At 73.5% G+C, this 19,590-nt stretch carries 16 protein-coding genes; 9 read left to right on the forward strand and 7 right to left on the reverse strand.

Annotated elements, in window-relative coordinates:
• Positions 1-12 precede the first annotated feature (12 nt).
• From rnpA to ACWDRR_RS14385, 8 genes are all read left to right on the forward strand, one after another.
• Positions 13-441 carry a ribonuclease P protein component gene (rnpA, locus tag ACWDRR_RS14350; protein ID WP_449772470.1) on the forward strand — a complete coding sequence of 143 codons (429 nt, stop codon included), beginning with the start codon at positions 13-15 and terminating at the stop codon, positions 439-441.
• Positions 438-809 (forward strand): membrane protein insertion efficiency factor YidD, encoded by a 372-nt coding sequence (gene yidD / locus ACWDRR_RS14355; RefSeq protein ID WP_449772471.1) that lies wholly within the window; start codon positions 438-440, stop codon positions 807-809. The genes rnpA and yidD overlap by 4 nt, the downstream gene beginning before the upstream one ends.
• Entirely contained in the window at positions 806-1,966 is a 1,161-nt protein-coding gene (gene yidC / locus ACWDRR_RS14360; protein WP_449772472.1) for a membrane protein insertase YidC, read from the forward strand. Before yidD ends, yidC begins: the two co-directional genes overlap by 4 nt.
• Positions 1,967-2,051: 85 nt before the next feature.
• Entirely contained in the window at positions 2,052-2,582 is a 531-nt protein-coding gene (locus ACWDRR_RS14365) for a Jag family protein (protein ID WP_449772473.1), read from the forward strand.
• 179 nt (positions 2,583-2,761) lie between these two features.
• The gene (rsmG, locus tag ACWDRR_RS14370; RefSeq protein WP_449772474.1) at positions 2,762-3,598 is read left to right on the forward strand and encodes a 16S rRNA (guanine(527)-N(7))-methyltransferase RsmG; all 837 of its coding nucleotides are present in this window, start codon (positions 2,762-2,764) and stop codon (positions 3,596-3,598) included.
• 394 nt (positions 3,599-3,992) lie between these two features.
• Positions 3,993-4,982, forward strand: coding sequence for a ParA family protein (locus ACWDRR_RS14375; protein ID WP_449772475.1), 990 nt, complete (start codon positions 3,993-3,995; stop codon positions 4,980-4,982).
• Positions 4,979-6,082, forward strand: a complete 1,104-nt coding sequence (locus tag ACWDRR_RS14380) for a ParB/RepB/Spo0J family partition protein (protein ID WP_449772476.1) — start codon at positions 4,979-4,981, stop codon at positions 6,080-6,082. Before ACWDRR_RS14375 ends, ACWDRR_RS14380 begins: the two co-directional genes overlap by 4 nt.
• 125 nt (positions 6,083-6,207) lie before the next feature.
• On the forward strand, positions 6,208-6,825 hold the full coding sequence (locus ACWDRR_RS14385) for a GNAT family N-acetyltransferase (RefSeq protein ID WP_449772477.1): 618 nt from the start codon (positions 6,208-6,210) through the stop codon (positions 6,823-6,825).
• Between the two features lie 109 nt (positions 6,826-6,934).
• On the opposite strand, the gene trxA is transcribed toward ACWDRR_RS14385, so the two are convergent.
• The 7 genes from trxA to ACWDRR_RS14420 all read right to left on the reverse strand — a co-directional run bounded on the left by trxA (position 6,935) and on the right by ACWDRR_RS14420 (position 17,801).
• Complete coding sequence (gene trxA, locus ACWDRR_RS14390) at positions 6,935-7,261, reverse strand: thioredoxin (RefSeq protein WP_449772478.1); 327 nt, start codon at positions 7,259-7,261, stop codon at positions 6,935-6,937.
• A 132-nt stretch (positions 7,262-7,393) separates the two neighbouring features.
• The gene (gene trxB / locus ACWDRR_RS14395) at positions 7,394-8,359 is read right to left on the reverse strand and encodes a thioredoxin-disulfide reductase (protein WP_449772479.1); all 966 of its coding nucleotides are present in this window, start codon (positions 8,357-8,359) and stop codon (positions 7,394-7,396) included.
• 271 nt (positions 8,360-8,630) lie between these two features.
• Positions 8,631-9,635, reverse strand: a complete 1,005-nt coding sequence (locus ACWDRR_RS14400) for a zf-HC2 domain-containing protein (protein WP_449772480.1) — start codon at positions 9,633-9,635, stop codon at positions 8,631-8,633.
• On the reverse strand, positions 9,632-10,375 hold the full coding sequence (sigM, locus tag ACWDRR_RS14405; RefSeq protein ID WP_449772481.1) for an RNA polymerase sigma factor SigM: 744 nt from the start codon (positions 10,373-10,375) through the stop codon (positions 9,632-9,634). Before sigM ends, ACWDRR_RS14400 begins: the two co-directional genes overlap by 4 nt.
• 85 nt (positions 10,376-10,460) lie before the next feature.
• The gene (locus ACWDRR_RS14410; protein WP_449772482.1) at positions 10,461-12,362 is read right to left on the reverse strand and encodes a serine/threonine protein kinase; all 1,902 of its coding nucleotides are present in this window, start codon (positions 12,360-12,362) and stop codon (positions 10,461-10,463) included.
• Positions 12,363-12,667: 305 nt separating this feature from the next.
• Positions 12,668-15,220, reverse strand: a complete 2,553-nt coding sequence (murJ, locus tag ACWDRR_RS14415; RefSeq protein ID WP_449772483.1) for a murein biosynthesis integral membrane protein MurJ — start codon at positions 15,218-15,220, stop codon at positions 12,668-12,670.
• 58 nt (positions 15,221-15,278) lie between these two features.
• Positions 15,279-17,801 carry a DUF6049 family protein gene (locus tag ACWDRR_RS14420; RefSeq protein ID WP_449772484.1) on the reverse strand — a complete coding sequence of 841 codons (2,523 nt, stop codon included), beginning with the start codon at positions 17,799-17,801 and terminating at the stop codon, positions 15,279-15,281.
• Between the two features lie 340 nt (positions 17,802-18,141).
• On the opposite strand from ACWDRR_RS14420, the gene ACWDRR_RS14425 reads away from it, so the two are divergent.
• A complete protein-coding gene (locus tag ACWDRR_RS14425) occupies positions 18,142-19,590 on the forward strand; it encodes a CCA tRNA nucleotidyltransferase (RefSeq protein WP_449772540.1) in 1,449 nt (482 codons plus the stop codon).

The raw sequence follows: 19,590 nt of genomic DNA on the forward strand, positions 1-19,590 counted from the left end.
CAAGAGTCTGTTGTGCTGCCCTCCGAAAACCGGCTGCGGCGGCGCCAGGACTTCGCGACCGCGGTGAAACGCGGTCGCCGGGCCGGCCGGCCCCTACTGGTCGTCCATCTCAGCAGAGACGGCGACCTCACGGGGCCGACCGACCGGACCAGCGACTCCCGCCCGCACGTCGCCGAGGGGACTCCTTCGGCGCGTGCGGGTTTCGTCGTGAGCAAGGCCGTCGGTCCGGCGGTCGTCCGTAACCTGGTCAAGCGCCGACTGCGCCATCTCGTCCGTGATCGTCTGTCCAGGCTGCCCGCCGGTAGCCTGATAGTGGTGCGTGCGCTGCCCCAGGCCGCGTCCGCCTCGTACCAGGACCTGGAACGTGACCTGGACGCGGCGCTCAAGCGGCTGCTGAAGGCGGAACCCGCCGCCACGGCGCCGACGGGAGCAGGTCGATGAAGTACCTGCTGATGGGTCTGATCAGGGTCTACCAGTGGACCATCAGCCCACTGCTCGGTCCGGTGTGCCGCTATTACCCCTCCTGCTCGCACTACGGCTTCGAGGCCGTGAAGGTGCACGGGGCGGTCAAGGGCGGCGGCCTGACCGTGTGGCGCATCCTGCGCTGCAATCCGTGGTCGCCCGGTGGAGTCGATCATGTTCCGCCGCGCAAGCACCCGGTGTGGCACCGCCGGCTGCGCGACCTGCTGAGCCGCGGGTCCGCCGCCGGACCGCCGGTGGCCACGACCCCCGCCGGTCCGGACCCAGAGGGCCCGGCGACCATTGGTCCCGTGGGGCCGATCCCAATGTCCAAGGAGCCTGACCGGTGACCTTCTCCTTCCTGAATCCCCTGTACACAGCGGTGTCCTGGATCATCGTCCAGTTCCACTCGCTGTACAGCCACGTCTTCGACCCGAACGGTGGCTGGGCCTGGGGTCTGGCCATCGCCTCGATGGTGGTCGTCATCCGGATCTGCCTGATCCCGCTCTTCGTGAAGCAGATCAAGGCGACCCGGGCCATGCAGGCGATCCAGCCGAAGATGAAGGCCATCCAGGAGCGCTACAAGAACGACAAGCAGCGCCAGTCCGAAGAGATGATGAAGCTGTACAAGGATGCGGGTACCAACCCGTTCTCCAGCTGCCTTCCCATCATCGTCCAGGCGCCGTTCTTCACCGCCCTCTACGGCGTGCTCGCCAAGGTCGCCGACGGCAAGCCGATCGGCGTCATCGACGGCACCCTGCTCGACAGCGCCCAGCAGGCGCACATCTTCGGCGCCCCGCTCTCGGCGACCTTCGTCGGCAGCAGCGAGGTCAGCGTCAAGATCGTCGTCGCCATCATGATCGTCATGATGTCGCTGTCGCAGTTCATCACGCAGCGCCAGCTGATGACCAAGAACGTGGACCTCACGGTCAAGACGCCGTTCATGCAGCAGCAGAAGATGCTGATGTACGTCTTCCCGATCATGTTCGCCGTGATGGGCATCAACTTCCCCGTCGGTGTGCTGGTCTACTGGCTGACCACCAACGTCTGGTCGATGGGCCAGCAGCTGATCGTCATCCGGAACAACCCGACTCCCGGCAGCAAGGCCTGGGACGAGCGCCAGGTCCGCCTGAAGAAGGCCGGTCGCATCAACCCGGACGGCTCGGAGATCAAGGGCGCGCTCTGGGGCCTGCTGCCCCCGAAGAAGACGGCCACGTCCGCCGAGGCCGTCGTCGAGGACGCGGTGCAGGTGCGCCGCCAGCAGCCGCGCAAGCAGTCCAAGTCGCAGCGCCAGCACTCCGCCGGTGCCCCGGCGGCCAGCCTGACCAAGGACGCCCCGGCTCCGGTCGAGGAGTCCGAGGCCGCCGTCCCGGCCGAGTCCGGCAGCGCCAAGCCGACCGCGACCAGGCCCTCCGGGGCCAAGTCCGGCCCGGCCCGGCAGCAGGGCGCCCGGCAGCAGCCGAAGCGCGGTGGGCAGGGCGGCCAGCGGCCGAAGAAGAAGTCCTGACCCGACCGGCCCCGGACCGTCCCAGCGGCCCCCTGAACCTCGTTCCCGGCCCACCACCCGGGCCCATCCCCGAAGGAGTCCATCAGTGACGGAAGGCACCACCTCCGCCGTCGAGGTCGAGGCCGCTGCCAGCGCCGACGAGAGCCTCATCTCCCGTCTGGAGCAGGAGGGCGACATCGCGGCGGACTACCTGGAGGGTCTGCTCGACATCGCCGACCTCGATGGGGACATCGACATGGACGTCGAGGGCGACCGTGCCCTGGTGTCCATCGTCGGCGACGGCAACGACCGTTCCCTCCAGCGCCTGGTCGGCCAGGACGGTGAGGTGCTGGAGGCCCTGCAGGAGCTGACCCGGTTGGCTGTCCACCGGGAGACCGGCGAGCGCAGCCGCCTCATGCTGGACATTGCCGGCTTCCGCGCCCGCAAGCGCACCGAGCTGGCCGAGCTCGGCGCCAAGGCCGCAGAGCAGGCCAAGAGCTCGGGCGAGCAGGTCAAGCTCCGGGCGATGACGCCCTTCGAGCGCAAGGTCGTGCACGACGCCGTGGCCGCGGCGGGTCTGCGCAGCGAGTCGGAGGGCGAGGAGCCCCAGCGGTGCGTGGTCGTGCTGCCGGCCTGAGACCGGGGAAGTCGATGACCGGCTGCTTCGGCGACCGGTGACCTTCAGAGGACTCGACCCCGTCCGCCTCGTGCGGGCGGGGTCGTCGTCCCTTCGCGGGGCGGACGTCCGGCGAGAGATGTTTCACGTGAAACAGTGCGGAGAGCGGGTCGGTGGATCCGGGGAGCGGAGAGGTCGAGATGGACACGGAGAGCGCGGCAGCCGGGGAGCCGGCGGCGGGTGCCGGTAGTTCGGCCGCTGAGGGCCCGGGCGGCGAAGGCACGGCGGCCGAGGGGCTGGCCGAAGCCCCGGCGGTGGCCCGGGAGGTCTTCGGCGACCGCTACGAGGCGGCGGTCCGCTACACCGAGCTGCTGGCCACCGCGGGCGTCCAGCGCGGGCTGATCGGCCCCCGCGAGGTGCCCCGGCTCTGGGACCGCCATGTGCTGAACTGCGCGGTGCTCGCCGAGCTGCTGCCGCCCGGGTCGACCCTGTGCGACGTCGGCTCCGGGGCCGGGCTGCCCGGCATCCCGGTCGCGCTGGCACGCCCGGACGTCTCGGTGACGCTGCTGGAGCCGCTGCTGCGCCGGACGACCTTCCTGGAGGAGGTGGTCCGCGAGCTCGGTCTGGAGAACGTCACCGTGCTGCGCGGCCGGGCCGAGGAGATGGTGGGCAAGCTCGCGGTCGACGTGGTGACGGCCCGGGCGGTGGCGCCGCTGGACCGGCTCGCCGGCTGGGGCATGCCGCTGCTCCGCCCGCACGGCCAGATGCTGGCGCTCAAGGGTGACAGCGCCGAGCAGGAGCTGGCCGACTCGCGGGCCGGGCTGGCCAAGCTGGGCGCGGTCGAGTGGACGGTCATCTCGGTGGGCGAGGGCACCCTGGAGACCTCGACCCGGGTGATCCAGGTCAAGGCCGGGGAGAGCCCCGGTGGGGTCAAGGCGGCGACCCGACGGGCCAAGGCGGCCCGGGCCGGGCGCAACGCCGGGGCCGCCGCGCGTGCCGGCGAGCGCGGCCGGGGCGGACGGCGCCGCAGCCGCTGAGTGCGGTGATGCCCGGTACGGGCGGGTGGTCCTCGGGGACCACCCGCCCGTACGTCGTTGCGGGGCAGGGGCAGGGGCAGGGGCAGGGGCAGGGGCAGGGGCAGGGGCACGGGCAGGGGCAGGGGGGTAGGGGGCGGTCCGTCCCGGTGCGGGCAGGCGTCGGGCCGGGGCGACGGCTGGTGATGGCCGGGGGGTGACGGGCGGGCGGCCGACGGGGTGACTCCCGGCCACCGGAGTGTCGCACCGTCAGAATTCCGACATTGCGGGCATGGTGTTTCACGTGAAACGTCGCTCCCTGCTTTCCGACAGTCTCGATCTGCGGCTTCGCCGCGGGCTTGGTCTCTTCCGGGCGGCGACTGTTGCCGCTCCGGTTTCACGTGAAACACTGACCCCCATGCAGGACTCGGAGACCATCGACCAGATCGATGACACGCCCATCGCGCGTGCCGCCCAGGCTGCGGTGCAGGCGATCGGCCGAGCGGGCGAGGGGCTTCCCCGGCCCGCCGCCACCCGGGTGATCGTGGTCGCCAACCAGAAGGGCGGGGTGGGCAAGACCACCAGCACCGTCAACATGGCCGCCTCGCTCGCCATGCACGGACTGCGCGTGCTGGTGGTGGACCTCGATCCCCAGGGCAACGCCTCGACCGCGCTCGGCATCGACCACCACGCCGAGGTGCCGTCGATCTACGACGTCCTGGTGGAGGGCAAGCCGCTCGCCGACGTGGTGCAGCCGGTGGTGGACGTCGAGGGGCTCTTCTGCGTCCCCGCCACCATCGACCTGGCCGGCGCGGAGATCGAACTGGTCTCGCTGGTCGCCCGCGAGAGCCGGCTGCAGCGCGCCATCGCCGCCTACGAGCAGCCGCTGGACTACATCCTGATCGACTGCCCGCCCTCGCTCGGCCTGCTGACGGTCAACGCGCTGGTCGCCGGCCAGGAGGTGCTGATCCCGATCCAGTGCGAGTACTACGCGCTGGAGGGCCTCGGCCAGCTGCTGCGCAACGTCGAGCTGGTCCGGGCGCACCTCAACCCCACGCTGCACGTCTCCACCATCCTGCTCACCATGTACGACGCCCGGACCAGGCTGGCCGCCCAGGTGGCCGAGGAGGTCCGGACGCACTTCCAGCAGGAGGTGCTGCACACCGCGATCCCGCGCTCGGTCCGGATCTCGGAGGCGCCCAGCTACGGTCAGACGGTGCTCACCTACGACCCGGGCTCGACCGGTGCGCTCTCCTACCTGGAGGCCGCCCGGGAGCTGGCGATGCGGGCACCGGGCATCGGCGGCGGGTCGTTGGTCGGCCAGCAGCGCGCCGGTCAGCAGCAGGGCAGCGAGCCGGGGCAGAGCGCCCCGATGGCACAGCACGGTACGACGGAGGGCAATCGGTGAGTGGTCGCAGGGGTCTGGGACGAGGGCTCGGGGCGCTGATCCCGGCTGCCACGCCGGCGGCCGGTGGGGCGGCGGCACAGCCCGCGGCGGCCCCGCCCGCGCCCGCGCCGGTGTCCCCCGGGACGGTGTCGCCGGCCGCGGTGCCGGTGCTGCCGACCGGTCGCGGCACGGTGGCGGCGAAGGCCGCCGCCGAGAGCCTGCGGGAGCTGGCCGAGCGGGACCGGGCCGAGGCCGCCGGACCGGCCCTCGCCCAGGTGGAAGGCGCCCGCTTCGCGGAGCTGCCGCTGGACTCGATCACGCCGAACCCGCGCCAGCCGCGCGAGGTCTTCGACGAGGACAAGCTGGCCGAGCTGATCGCCTCGATCAAGGAGGTGGGCCTGCTCCAGCCGGTGGTGGTGCGCCAGGTCGCGCCCGAGCGCTTCGAGCTCATCATGGGCGAGCGGCGCTGGCGGGCCTCCCGGGAGGCGGGGCTGGAGCAGATCCCGGCGATCATCCGGGCCACCGAGGACGACAAGCTGCTCCTGGACGCCCTCCTGGAGAACCTGCACCGGGCGGAGCTGAACGCGCTGGAGGAGGCGGCCGCCTACGACCAGCTGCTGCGGGACTTCTCCTGCACCCACGACGAGCTGGCGGACCGGATCGGCCGCTCGCGCTCGCACGTCTCCAACACCCTGCGGCTGCTGAAGCTCTCGCCCGGGGTCCAGCGCAGGGTGGCGGCCGGGACGCTGACGGCCGGCCACGCCCGGGCCCTGCTCGGGGTGCCGGACGGCGAGCGCCAGGAGCAGTTGGCCAAGCGGATCATCGCGGAGGGCCTCTCGGTGCGGACCACCGAGGAGATCGTCTCGCTGATGGGCCCCGAGGAGAAGCCGCAGCGCCCGACCGGGCCGAAGGCGGGCAAGCTGCTCTCGCCGGCCTTCAACGACCTGGCGAGCCGGCTGTCGGACCGCTTCGACACCCGGGTCAAGGTCGAGGTCTCGCAGCGCGGTGGCAAGCTGGGCAAGGGCAAGGTCGTCCTGGAGTTCGGCTCGGTGGAGGACCTGAACCGGATCCTCGACAGCCTGGCACCGGGCGAGGACGGGCTGCGGCTGTCGCAGGGCTGAGCCGGGGCCGACGACGGATCTCGACGGGTGCATGTTCCACGTGAGCGGCTGTTTCACGTGAAACATGCACCCATCGGCGTTCGGGGGGAATGCTCGACTGTGGAGTGGACGAGGAGGTGCGGGGCATGGGACGCCGGATCGTTCCGCTGACGCTGGACAACCTCGAGGACCTGCCGACGACCTGCCGCTCCTGTGTGTTCTGGGAGCTGGACCCGGTCACCGGTCGGGCGGCGGTCGAGTCCGGGAAGCCGGAGCTGGAGAAGGAGGGGTGGATCTCCGCCGTGCTGCTGGAGTGGGGCTCCTGCGGCCGGGTCGTCTACGTGGACGACAACCCGGCCGGCTTCGTGCTCTACGCCCCGCCGGCGTACGTGCCGAGGTCGCAGTCCTTCCCGACCAGTCCGGTCTCGCCGGACGCCGTCCAGTTGATGATCAGCCGCGTCCTCCCGGGGTACCAGCGGCAGGGGATCGGCCGGGTGCTGGTGCAGACGGTGGCCAAGGACCTGGTGGGGCGCGGGGTCCGGGCGATCGAGGCCTTCGGTGCGATCGGCAGGACGCCGCCGAGCTGCGTCCTCCCGGCCGATCATCTGCTGGCGGTCGGCTTCAAGACGGTCCGGCCGCACCACCGCTACCCGCGGCTGCGGCTGGAGGCCCGGACCACGCTCTCCTGGCGCGGCGATGTGGAGGGTGCGCTGGAGCGGCTGCTGGGCGGAGCCCGGAAGGAGCCGGCGCTGCGGCCGTTCTGAACCGGTCCGCCGAGGAGGAGCGGGAACGACGACGGCGGCGCCCCCCGGGTGGGGAGCGCCGCCGTTCGTGGTGGCCGGCCGGACCGGAGCCCGGCTGCCGCGCCGGGGCCTAGATGAAGTCGGCCAGCTCGCGCAGCAGCGCGGCCTTCGGACGGGCGCCGGTGATCGACTTCACCGGCTCGCCGCCCTTGTAGACGATCAGCGTCGGGATCGAGATGACGTTGTACTGGGCAGCGGTCTGCTGGTTCGCATCGACGTCCAGCTTGGCGATGGTCAGCTTGTCGGAGTGCTCGGCCGCGATCTCGTCCAGGATCGGGGCGACCTGGCGGCACGGGCCGCACCAGGTGGCCCAGAAGTCGACCAGCACGGGCTTGTCGCTGTCCAGGACGTCGGCCTGGAACGTCGCATCGGTGACGGTGGTGGTGGCGCCGGCCACGGGAACTCCTAGGGGTGGAACGGAGGGGGTGCTGCCAGGAGAACAACGGGCGGGCCCGTTCTGTTTCTGCCCGGCCGGTGGTGGGGGTGTTTCACGTGAAACACCCCCACCGGGGGTCCGTCGGGGTGGGGCTCAGACCGCCACGGTGGCGGCCTGGGCCTCCAGGTCGGCCAGCGAGGCCAGGTAGCGCTCGGCGTCCAGCGCGGCGGAGCAGCCGGTGCCGGAGGCGGTGATGGCCTGGCGGTAGGTGTGGTCGACGACGTCGCCGGCGCCGAAGACGCCCGGGATGTTGGTCCGGGTCGAGGGGGCGTCGACCTTCAGGTAGCCCTCGGCGTCCAGCTCCAGCTGGCCCTTGAAGAGCTCGGTGCGCGGGTCGTGGCCGATGGCGATGAACAGGCCGGTGACGGGCAGCTCGCGGGTCTCGCCGGTGGTGGTGTCCCGCAGGGTGACGCCGCTCAGCTTCGGGTCCCCGTGGATCGCCTCGACGGCGCTGTCCCACTCGAAGCGGATCTTCTCGTCGGCGAAGGCGCGCTCCTGCATCGCCTTGGAGGCGCGCAGGGAGTCCCGGCGGTGGATGATCGTGACGCTGCGGGCGAAGCGGGAGAGGAAGGTGGCCTCCTCCAGGGCGGTGTCGCCGCCGCCGACCACGGCGATGTCCTGGTCGCGGAAGAAGAAGCCGTCACAGGTGGCGCACCACGAGACGCCGCGCCCGGAGAGCTTGTCCTCGTTCGGCAGGTTCAGCTTGCGGTGCTGCGAGCCGGTGGTGACGATCACGGAACGGGCCCGGTGGACGTTGCCCTCGGAGTCCGTCACGGTCTTGATGTCGCCGGTGAGGTCGACGGCGACGATGTCGTCCGGGATCAGCTCGGCGCCGAACCGCTCGGCCTGCGCCCGCATGTTGTCCATCAGCTCGGGGCCCATGATGCCGTCCCGGAAGCCGGGGAAGTTCTCGACCTCGGTGGTGTTCATCAGCGCGCCACCGGCGGTGACGGCGCCCTCGAAGACGAGGGGCTTGAGGGCGGCACGGGCGGTGTAGAGCGCAGCCGTGTAGCCGGCCGGGCCGGAACCGATGATGATCACGTTACGGACGTCGCTCACTGCATCTCCTGGTTCGCATCGCGACCCGCGCTAGGGCGGGGAGGGCGGTCCTGCTCCGCCGCCCGGGACAACGACTGACCAGTCTCTCGCATTCCCAGGCCGATCGGCACCAGGCGCCCGCACTGTGGGAGCGTCGGGCCGCACCGGGCGTGGATCGCACGGGAACGGTACGCGCGCGACGGGCGGACCGGCGGAACGGCCGGCGCCCGACGGTTCGCCGACCGGTGCCCCGCACGCGGCGGGTCGCGGGTCGCAGGTGACGGGTCGCCGGTCAGTGGGCCGCGACGGTGCGGTGGAGCAGGACCGGTCCGCAGTCCGGCGAGCGCAGGTAGACGTCGAGCTGATCCGTCCGGCCCGGCACCGCGTACACCAGGAGCTCGGCCGGGGAGCCGGCGTAGCTGCCGCGATCGGTGGCCAGCAGCGGGCCGTCGGCGAGTGCCGGGCAGGACGGGGCACCCCCACCGCCGGTGAGCCCCTGCTCGCCCTCGGCGGGCGGCGCGGCGGACGACCCGGACGGCTTGGCGGGGCCGACGGCGGGTGGCGCGGCGGACGGCGAGAAGGGCCTGGCGGAGCCGTCGGTGGTCGCGCCGTCGCGGGTGAGCAGGTGCTGCACCTGGGCCGCGAGCCGGTCGTCCTGGTAGACGGTGCCCCCGGCCGAGAGCTCTGCCTTGGGGCCCGCGGTGGCGCCGCCCGAGGTGGCCGCGGCAGCGGCCGGGGCGCCGGCCCGCGCCGAGGTGTCCGCCGCGCCCCGGTCGGCCGGGCGCAGCAGCAGCGCGCTGCCGAGGCCGACCGCGAGCAGCGCGGCCGCGGCGCCGAGCAGGACGGCGCCCCGCCGGCGGCGCGGGCGGGGGCGGCCCGGACCGGCGGGGGAGGAGGCGGTCGCGGTGGGCCGTCCGGGCGGCCCGAGGGGGGCTGTGGCGGAGTGCGTCGCGCCGGCGGGGCTCCGGGACGGTCCGGGGGCCGCGGCGCCCCTGTGGGGGCCCTGCGGGGCCGCGGCCGCCCGGTCGGTCGCGTCGGCCTCGGCGGCGGCCGCCGCCAGGGCCGCGTGCAGCCGTGCGGCGACGTCGGCGGGCATGGCCGGGGCCGGCGCCTCGCCGAGCAGCGTGCCGATCCCGGCGAGCGCCTCGGCGGTCTCGCGGCAGTCGGCGCAGCCGTCCAGGTGCCGCCGCAGCGCCTCGGCGGCGGCGGGCTCGACCAGCTCCTCGGCGAGGTCGGCGAGCTCGTCGACCGAGGGGTGTGCTCCGACGGGGTCGGGAGAGGAGAGGGGGGCCGTCATCGCGTGCTCGCGTCTCCTTCCAGAATCGGTCGGCCGGTGTCCGGGCCTGTCCCTGTGACGGTTCTGCCGCCGGGCGGGTTCCCCGGTGGCGCCGCCCGGCCGGCCCGGGCGGTCGGAGCCGGCGCGGGCCGGCCTGTTTCACGTGAAACATCGGCGGTGGCGCCGCCCTCGCGCAGATGCCGCACCAGGGGCAGGAGGCGGGCCCGGCCGCGGGCGCAGCGGCTCTTCACCGTCCCGACCGGTACGCCCAGCAGTTCGGCCGCCTCGGCGACCGGGTAGCCCTGCATGTCGACCAGGACCAGCGCGGCCCGCTGTTCGGGCGCCAGCTCGTCGAGCGCCGCCGCCAGCTCCCGGTGCAGCTCGGCGCGGACCACCGGGGAGTCGGCCGGCTCGGCGGAGCCGACCAGGGCGTCGAGGCGCTGCGGGTCGTCGTCGAGCGGCTTGGTGCGCCGGGAGGCGGTGCGCCGGGCGCGGTCCAGGCAGGCGTTGACGACGATCCGGTGCAGCCAGGTGGTGACGGCCGAGCGGCCCTGGAAGGTGTGGGCGGCCCGGAAGGCGGAGACCAGGGCGTCCTGGAGGGCGTCGGCGGCCTCCTCGCGGTCGCCCAGGGTGCGCAGGGCGACCGCCCAGAGCCGGTCGCGGTGGCGGTCGACCAGCAGGCCGAAGGCGTCGCGGTCGCCGGCGACGTGCCGGGCGAGCAGCGCCGCGTCGTCGTCCGTCCGGTCCGCCCCGTCCGTCACTGCCACCCCTTGCCCGTTCGTCTCCGCCACCCCGCCCCGGTCGCGCCGGACGCGGCGCAGCTGCCGGCCGTCGCCCGGCCTCCGGTCAGCCGGAGACCTTGACCTCGGCGACGTAGGCGCGGAACTTTCCGTCCGTATCCTTCGGCAGGCTGGTCATCCAGAGCAAGAGGTAACGCGTGGTGACCGGGCTCTCCAGGGCGTAGTCGAGCGCGGTGCCGCTCTGCTTGCCGGCCGCCACCGTGAAGTCGCCCGGCTGGGCCTTGGCCGGGTCGCCGGCGGCCTGCGGGCCGGGGATCCGCAGCTCCGCCGTGGTCGAGCCGACGAACTGCACGTTGACCGAGCTGACGGCCTGCGCCGAGCCGAGGTCGAGCAGCAGGCCGACGCCGTCCCTGAGGGCGGGCTTGGTCGGGCCGAGGGGGTCGTTGTACCAGGAGGTGACCCAGTTCGTACCCGGGTCGCCGTCGATGGCCTTGCCGACCGTGTACTTGGAATCGCCCGCCGGGCTGAACGCCTGGGCGTCCTTGACCGGGATCGGCACCGGGGTGTGGGTGGCGGCGTGCGCGGTCGGCGACGTCCCGGAGGGCGAGGGGCCGGCGGTGACGACGGAGTTCCCGGAGTTGCGCAGGTTGTCCACCAGCTGCCAGGAGGCGACGCCGATCGCGCTGAGGGCGACCGTCCAGGCCGTCACCTTGATCACCCGGCGCAGTCGGCGCCGGCTGCGCCGGACCGGTCCGGGGCGGGCCGGGGCGGGCACCGGCCCGGTGCCGGGGGCGGCCACCACCCGCGTCGGGTTGGGCGCGGTGGGCAGGGCGTGGGTGGTGTGCCGGGGCGGCGGGGTGAAGGCGGGCAGTTCCGGCTCGGGCTGGCGGATCCGCGGCATCAGCGCGATCGCCTTGGCCAGTTGCTCGGGGGTGGAGATCGGCTCGGCGTGGTGCGGCGGGTGGTCGAACAGGGCTCGGGCGGCCAGCTCGGACAGCCCCTTGTGGACCCCGGCGCGGACCTGGTCCGGCGGTACGTCGCGGAGGTTCTTGGGCAGGCCCTGGAGGTCGTAGCGGTCCTCCGGGAACGGCCAGCGGTGGGTGAGCGCGGCGAACAGCAGCGCGCCGATGGCGCGGGTGTCGGTGCGCTCGGCGTCCTCGTCGGGCAGGCCGCGCAGGGCGGCGTCGACGGCGATGCCGTTGATCCGGTACTGGCCGCTGTCGGTGCGCAGCACGCAGCGCGGGGTGAGCCGCAGATGGGCCTGGCCGCGCCGGTGGGCGGTGGCGACGGCGTCGGTGACCTGGCGGACCATCTGGTACGCCTCGTGCGGCTCCATCGGGCCGGTGGCGAGCAGCTTGGCGAGGTCGGAGGCGTGCGGCAGCCACTCCCGCACGACGTAGACCAGCTCGCCCTCCTGGACGGCGTCCAGGACCTGGACGAAGCGCGGGTCGCCGAGCAGCGCGGCGGACTTGGCGGCGGCCAGCACGGCCCGGGCCCGCTGGTGGCCGGAGGCCATCAGGTGGACGCCGACGGCCCGGCGCAGCTTCTCGTCGACCGCCCGCCAGCTGCTGAAGGTCTCGGTGTGGGAGATGCACTCCTCCAGCCGGTACCGGTGGCCGATCATGTCGCCGCTGTGCCGCAGCGGGGCGGGCAGGGTGCGCGGCAGGGTGGCGGTGTCGCGGGGGTCGTGGGTGGGCTGCGGGTCCTGCGGGGGACGCCCGGCGGGGCGGCCGGAGGAGGCGGTGCCCGGCTTGCGCTTGGCCTCGCCGGCGGAGAGCTCGGCGCGGATCTCGTCGGCGGACAGGGGTGCGGTGATCTCCGAGGTCTCCTCGGTGGTGGGGGAGGAGGCCTTCGGTGGGTCCCCGTCGGCGTCGTCGGCGTCCTCGCCGGACGTGGTGGGCGGGGCCGTCTCGCCGGCGAGCTCGTCGATCGCCGCGGCCAGTGCGGCCTCGTCCGCCGCCCCGTCAGCTGCTGACGTGTCGACGACCGCCTTGGTGCCATCAGCCACCGTGGTCCTGCCTCCCCTTGTGTCGCCCCGGCCTGAGAGAGTCGCTGGAGCGCTCGGGCCGAGGCCCCGTGCTCCAGGACAATTGTGCCCACTCTTCTCCACCGGGTACGACCGCTGAAAGGCCTTCGCGGTTGCGCGCGGGTGGAGAGATGTGGTGCAGATCCGACACTGGGCCGCCGGCTCGGGCCCGGGCGATCCCGGACGCCGACGGCGGCCCAGCACCCGCCCGTGGGGGCGGAGAACCCCGGTCGTCCGGTTGACGTCCGGTCAGGGCGTCGACCGGACGGACCGGTTGGTACGGCGGGTCAGCGGCCCAGTCGGCCGCGGACCATGCCCAGCATGGCGTTCAGCTCCTCGATCCGCAGCTTCTTCGCGATCAGCACGAAGACCGCGAGCTGGAGGCCGCCGGCCACGACGATGGTGAGCACACTGCCCAGCCAGCCGCCGAGCACCTGCTGGACCGCCAGGCTGACGCCCACGCCGACCAGCGCGGCCGGGACCGAGGCGGTGATCAGGCGAGTGTAGGTCTTGCCGATCCGCTTGGTGTCCAGGCCGCCGATCTTCTTCTTCAGCTTGGGCACCGCCACCGTCACTCCGACGGCGTAGGCGAGACCGTACCCGAACGCCATGCCGGTCACGACCCACTCGGAGGGCAGGACGGCCCAGCAGGCCAGCGAGAACGCGGCCTGGCAGACCGCCACCCAGACGGTGTTGGAGAACGGCGTCCGGGTGTCCTCGTAGGCGTAGAACCCGCGCAGCATCACGTACTGGGCCGAGTACGGGATCAGGCCCAGGGCGAAGGCGGAGAGCATCAGGCCCACGTTGGTGGCGCTGGCCAGGTCGACGTCGTTGCCGCCCACCGCGTAGATCGAGCGGCCGATCGCCGGACCGAGCGAGAGGAACAGGAACGCGGCCGGGACGACCGCCACCGCGGTGCTGCGCAGCCCGTGCGAGAGGTCGTCGCGCACGGCGCCGGCGTCCTCGTCGGCGGCGGCCCGGGAGAGCCGGGGGAGCACCGCGCTCATGATCGAGACGACGATCACGGCCTGCGGGAGCTGCCAGATCAGCAGGGCGTTGGAGAAGGCCGTGAGGCCGACGCCGTTGTGACCGCCCTTCTCGGCGGCGGTGCCGGCCGCGGTGGCGAGCTGGGTGATGACCAGGTAGCCGGCCTGGTTGGCCAGCACGAAGAAGAACGTCCACTTGGCGAGCCGGGCGGCCTTGCCGAGGCCGTGGCCGCGCCAGTCGAAGCGCGGCCGGTAGTGGAAGCCGGCCGCCCGCAGGTACGGGATCATCGCGAGCGCCTGGACGGTGAGACCGATCAGGGTGCCGATGCCGAGCAGCCGGACGCCCTCGGGAGAGATCGTCTCCGGGGTGACCTCGGTGCCGCCGAAGCCGCCGAACACCCAGAGGTACGCGGAGAAGGTGAAGATCACCACGATGTTGTTGAGGACCGGGGTCCACATCATCGCGCCGAACCGGCCGCGGGCGTTGAGGATCTGGCCCATCACCACGTGGATGCCCATGAAGAAGATGGTCGGCAGGCAGTACCGGGCCAGGGCCACCGTGGTGTCGGCGCTGGCGCTGTTCCTCATCAGGGGGTGCGCGATCAGCTGGACCAGCAGCGGCGCCGCGAGCACGGCCACGAAGGTCACGCCCGCCAGGCCGACCATCACCAGGGTGAGCAGCCGGTTGGCGTACGCGGTGCCGCCGTCGGCGTCGTTCTTCATGCTGCGGACCAGCTGCGGCACGAAGACGGCGTTCAGGGCGCCGCCGCCGATCAGGATGTAGAGCAGGGTGGGCAGGGTGTTCGCCGCGTTGTACGAGTCGCCCATCACGCCGAGGCCGATCGCGGCGGCGATCACCATGGTGCGCAGGAAGCCGGTGCCGCGGGAGACGAGCGTGCCGGCCGCCATGATCGCGCTGGAGTTCAGCAGGCTCGACACCTTGCCGCCGCCGGCGGCGGGCGCCTCGGGGGCGTGCGGCTCGGCGGCCAGCTCGTCCCGCGGCTCCACCGCGGGCGGGATCTGGACCGCCGCCACCTGCATGGTGGCCTCCTCCTCGGAGAGCGGCGGGTCGAACTCGATCGGCGGCACGAACGGGTGCTGCCCGTCCGGCCCGTTCCGGTGGCCGTGCGGGCCGGGGTGGCCGGGGTTCCCGTGGTACGCGCCGGCCGGGGGGAACGGCGCGGACGACGGGAACGGCGCGGGGCCGACGGGCGGCTGGGCCGTCGCCGACCGGGCCGCCGGCTGCTGGACCGGGGGCTGCTGAGTCGGGGGCTGCTGGGCCGGCGGGCGGGCCGCGCCCTCGGCGGACCGGCCGCCGAACAGGTCGTCCACGCCCACGTACTCGGTGCTCTCGGAGTCCCAGGCCGAGTGCGCCGGGCCGGGCAGCCACTGCTGCTGGTGCTGCTGCTGTTCCTGGCCGGCCCACGGGCCGCCGACCGGAGCCGGCTGCTCCCAGCCGGGCGTGCCCTCCGGCCAGGCCGCTGCCGCCGGCTGCGGCTGCGCCGTGCCCTGGTGGGCCGCGGCCTGCTGCGCCTGCACCGGGGTGTCCCAGCCGGGCTGCACCGGCGGAACGGGCGGCGCGAACGTCGCCGGGGGGACCGGCATGGGGTAGCCGCCGTTCTGCGGCGGCAGCTGCGGCGGTACGTCGTACGCGGCGACCGGCGGCTGCGGCTCGGCCGGCCGGGCGGCCCGCAGGCCGTACGGGTCCTGGCCGTCCTGGTGCCCCTGGTACGCGTCGGCCGCGTACGGGTCCTGGGCGTAGGTGTCGGCCACGTACCAGTCGCCGGACGGCGACTCGGCGCCCGGCCGGCCCTCACCGCGGCCCGGCGGCCGCTCCTCGCTGCGCCCGGTCATGTCACCTCTTCGCTGTCGTGGGGGAGGCCGCCCCGGAGACGGGCGGGTATCGGCGGTGTCAAGGACCAACCTTCTCATCACTGGTGGCCCGATCCCGGCCATCTGCGACGCTGCCGCGCGGTGTCTGCGCGGCTCCTCCACGTTCCGGCCCCTGCGGGCCGTCCCCGTCGGCCGTTCCGGGCTCCGCCCGGTCGGCCGCCTCCTCGGTCGGGGCGGCCCCGTCGCCGGCCGCCGGAGCGTCGTCGAGCGGCTCGTCGCCGAGGGGCTCGTCACCCAGCGGCTCGTCGCCGTCGTCCCCCACCCGGCGCTTGCGCTGGCGGAAGAAGCGCAGCGCCGCCAGCAGGAGCAGCACCAGACCGCCGGCGAAGACGTAGAGCACGCCGTTGGTCACCGAGGTGACCTCCACCCGGAAGACCTGCGGCTCCCCGTACTTCTGCGGGTTCGGCCCGGTGGTCCAGAGCTGGGCGGTCACGCTCACCGGCCCGTTGTTCTGCGCCTCGGCCGGGAACCGCAGGGTGACGCTCTGCGAGGCGGGCAGCACCAGCTCCTCGGCGGGCCGGATCTTGAGCCGGTTGGCCTGGCTCGGGAGCAGCACCAGCTTGAGGTTGGTGACCGGCTGGGTGAGGTCGTTGCGGACGCTGACCTGGAGCACCCCGGTGTCGCCGGCGAAGGTGATGACGTTCTTCTTCGGCACGTACACCGCCTTGGTCAGCTCGGCGAGGTAGCCCGCCACGCCGTCCCGGTAGACGGAGCCCTGCGGGGCCTGCGCCCGCCACTCGGTCGACATCGAGCGGACCATCGCGGCACTGAACGGGCCGCGCACCCGCTGCGGCAGGGTGAGCACGCGCATCAGGATGTCCAGATCGCTCTGGATCTTGACGGTGTCGGTCAGCGCCGAGGACGGCAGCTCCGAGGCCCGCGCCTGCGACGGGTAGTCGGTGGCCGCCGGGACGGCGGCGTTGGCCTTCGGATCGGCCGGGCCCTGGGCGAGCACGTCCAGCTTGACCGGCTCCACCCACTTGCCGGCCTGCGCCGCCTGCACGGCCGTGGCGAGCGCCCTGGCGGTGTCGGCGGTCAGGTCGCGCGGCGGCATCACCAGCAGGCCGCGCGGGTTCTGCGGCTCCTGCCGGGAGATCACGAAGGTCTCGGCGAGGAACTGCTGCACCGCCAGGGTCTGCTCCTGCGGCGTCTTCAGGTCCTTCTCGAACAGGGCGGAGACGGCCTCGTCGGCCACCACCGCGTTCTGCCCGTTGCCGATCGGGCGGACGGCGGTCGGGGTGTACTTCAGGGCGTCCGGCTCCGGCAGGCTCGCGCCGTTCACCAGCACCAGGGAGCTGCCGGTGCGCTGGGCCATGGCAGCGATCTGCTGGTCCAGGTAGCCCTGGTAGGGCCAGGCCACGTCCGAGCGGGTGTCCACCGAGAGCCGGCCCTCGACGGTCAGCCGGCCCGCGGTGGCCGCCTTGCCGAGGGCGGCGTCCACGCCCGGGAGCTCGGCGGCGTTGTGCGCGATCGAGGCGATGTCCGGGTCGGCGTACGGCAGCGCCACCACCTGGCTGCCCGGCTTCGCCACGGCGGCCCGCAGCTTCTCCAGCCAGGCCGAGGCGGCCGCCGAGCCGGTGCCGGCGACGGTGTTGTCCTCCTTCGCCGCCTTCTTCTCGGTGCCGGGCTTCTGCACCCGGTACGGCCTGGTCATGGCGAACGCGGTGTCCAGCAGGTCCGGGTCGACCACCCAGGTCAGGCCCGGCAGCGCCGAGCCGGTCTCGACCAGCTCGTACAGCCGGCCGCCCGGTGCGAACTCCGCCGCCAGGCTGTCGTCGCGCAGCACCGAGACGGTCTGGTCGTTGTCGGACATGGTCTGCGCGGCCAGCACCGGGGCGTGGACCAGCGGCCAGAGGGTGGTGAGCTTGGAGGGCTGCGCACCGGTCGAGCCCGGGTCGTAGGGCAGGAAGGTGCGGGCGATGCCCAGCGGGCGGTCGCGCTGGTTGTCGGCGGTCGACCCCCAGGCGTCCACGGCCAGCTCGTACACGCCCTCGCCGGACAGCTGGAGGTCGCTCACGGCGACGCTCAGCGTGTACGGCTGGCTCTGGCCCGGGCCCAGCTCGTTCAGCGCGTACTGCGGGCTGTCCAGGTCGACGCCGTCGCGGCCGAGCGGGTTGCCCCGGGAGGAGACCTCCGCCAGGTCGCTGCGGGTGGTCAGCGGCTTGCCCGACCAGGGCTTGCGCACCGCGGCGTGGGCCGACTTCAGCACCGACTTGCCGGCGTTGGTGACGTGTCCGGTGATCGTCACGGTGCCGTTGGGGACGGCCACCGGCTTGTTCACCGTCTCGATGGTCATCACCACCGGGAACTCGGCGGAGACCGCCGTCTCCGCCGCCGGGCGGGCGCCCCCCGCGGGCTGCGCACCGGCCGGGACGGCCGGCACCAGCGCCAGCACGGCGCCGAGCGCGGCCGCGAACCGCCGGACGGTGCGCGCCGCACGGCGCCCCGGACCTCGCCCGTCGGCGGCACTTCCGGTGCGTTCGGCGGCCCGCCCAGGGTGTCCGTCCGCCTCCAGGCCCGAGTGCCGTGCCGGCTCGCCCACGCGCTTCGCCCTCGCCGTTCTCGATTGCTCGCTGCTTGATGCTGTGCTGCTGCGGATGCCCCGCCGGCCGGAAGGACCGGCCGTGGATCAGTGGTGAGGAACGCGTCCGCCCGATGGTCAGGTCGGCCGTGCCGGCACGCGGCACCGCAGCTCCTCGCCGGTGCCCGAGACTCGCTCCACCCGGCATGGTAACGATGCAGCGGGCGGTGCAGTGTTGCGGGCCTTGGGGTGAGCACCGGAAAACGCGCGGGCGACGGGGCCGCTGAGCCACGTACCCTTGTGAGCCGTGTCCACTGCCAATGAGCCCACCGCCCACGAGTCCGGCGCCCATCATTCCAGCATCGCCACCCAGGCCGTCCCAGGCCTGAGCGAGGCGCAGACCCTGGGGCTGCAGGAACTGCTCCGGGTGTCCCCGGTCGCCGACGAGATCGCCCGCCGCTTCCAGGCCGCCGGGCACCGGCTCGCGCTGGTCGGCGGCTCGGTCCGGGACGCGCTGCTGGGCCGCCTCGGCAACGACCTGGACTTCACCACCGACGCCCGCCCGCACGAGGTCCTGAAGCTGGTCAAGGGCTGGGCGGACGCCGTCTGGGACGTCGGCATCGCCTTCGGCACGGTGGGCGCCCGCAAGGACACCCCGCAGGGCTCCTTCCTGATCGAGATCACCACCTACCGCTCCGAGGCGTACGACCGCACCTCGCGCAAGCCCGAGGTCACCTACGGCGACACCATCGAGCAGGACCTCGTCCGCCGTGACTTCACCGTCAACGCGATGGCCGTCGACCTGCCCGGCCGCGGCTTCGTCGACCCGCACCGCGGCCTGGACGACCTGGAGGCCCGGGTGCTGCGCACCCCCGCCACCCCGGAGGAGTCCTTCTCCGACGACCCGCTGCGGATGATGCGGGCCGCCCGCTTCGCCGCCCAGCTGGACTTCGAGCCGGCCCCCGAGGTCGTCGCCGCGATGACCGCGATGGCCGAGCGGATCACCATCGTCTCCGCCGAGCGGGTCCAGGCCGAGCTCAACAAGCTGCTGGTCGCCGCCCACCCGGTCAAGGGCCTGCGGCTGCTCGTCGACACCGGTCTGGCCGACCACGTGCTGCCCGAGCTGCCGGCGCTGAAGCTGGAGCGGGACGAGCACCACCGGCACAAGGACGTCTACGAGCACTCGCTGACCGTCCTGGAGCAGGCGATCGACCTGGAGCAGGACGGTCCCGACCTCACGCTGCGCCTCGCCGCGCTGCTGCACGACATCGGCAAGCCGCGGACCCGGCGCTTCGAGTCCGACGGCCGGGTCTCCTTCCACCACCACGAGGTGGTCGGCGCCAAGATGACCCGCAAGCGGATGCGCGAGCTCAAGTACTCCAAGGAGCTCACCGAGGACGTCTCGCGCCTGGTCGAGCTGCACCTGCGCTTCCACGGCTACGGCGGCGGCGAGTGGACCGACTCGGCGGTGCGCCGCTACGTCACCGACGCCGGGCCGCTGCTGGAGCGCCTGCACAAGCTCACCCGCTCCGACTGCACCACCCGCAACCGGAAGAAGGCGGCCGCGCTCTCCCGCACCTACGACGGCCTGGAGGAGCGGATCACCGAGCTCAAGGCCCAGGAGGAGCTGGACGCCGTCCGCCCCGCGCTGGACGGCAACCAGATCATGGAGCTGCTGGAGCTCAAGCCGGGGCCGCAGGTCGGCAAGGCGTACAAGCACATGCTGGAGCTGCGCCTGGAGCACGGCCCGTTGGAGCACGAGGAGGCGGTCGCCGCCCTCCGTGCCTGGTGGGCGGCCCAGCAGGGCTGA

Source organism: Kitasatospora sp. NPDC003701 (assembly GCF_053587085.1).

Excerpts from the sequence above, each read along its gene's own strand:
- ACWDRR_RS14400 (WP_449772480.1), bottom strand. The coding sequence starts at position 9,635 with ATGACGGCCCCCCTCTCCTCTCCCGACCCCGTCGGAGCACACCCCTCG.
- rsmG (WP_449772474.1), top strand. The coding sequence starts at position 2,762 with ATGGACACGGAGAGCGCGGCAGCCGGGGAGCCGGCGGCGGGTGCCGGT.
- ACWDRR_RS14375 (WP_449772475.1), top strand. The coding sequence starts at position 3,993 with ATGCAGGACTCGGAGACCATCGACCAGATCGATGACACGCCCATCGCG.
- murJ (WP_449772483.1), bottom strand. The coding sequence starts at position 15,220 with ATGACCGGGCGCAGCGAGGAGCGGCCGCCGGGCCGCGGTGAGGGCCGG.
- yidD (WP_449772471.1), top strand. The coding sequence starts at position 438 with ATGAAGTACCTGCTGATGGGTCTGATCAGGGTCTACCAGTGGACCATC.
- ACWDRR_RS14385 (WP_449772477.1), top strand. The coding sequence starts at position 6,208 with ATGGGACGCCGGATCGTTCCGCTGACGCTGGACAACCTCGAGGACCTG.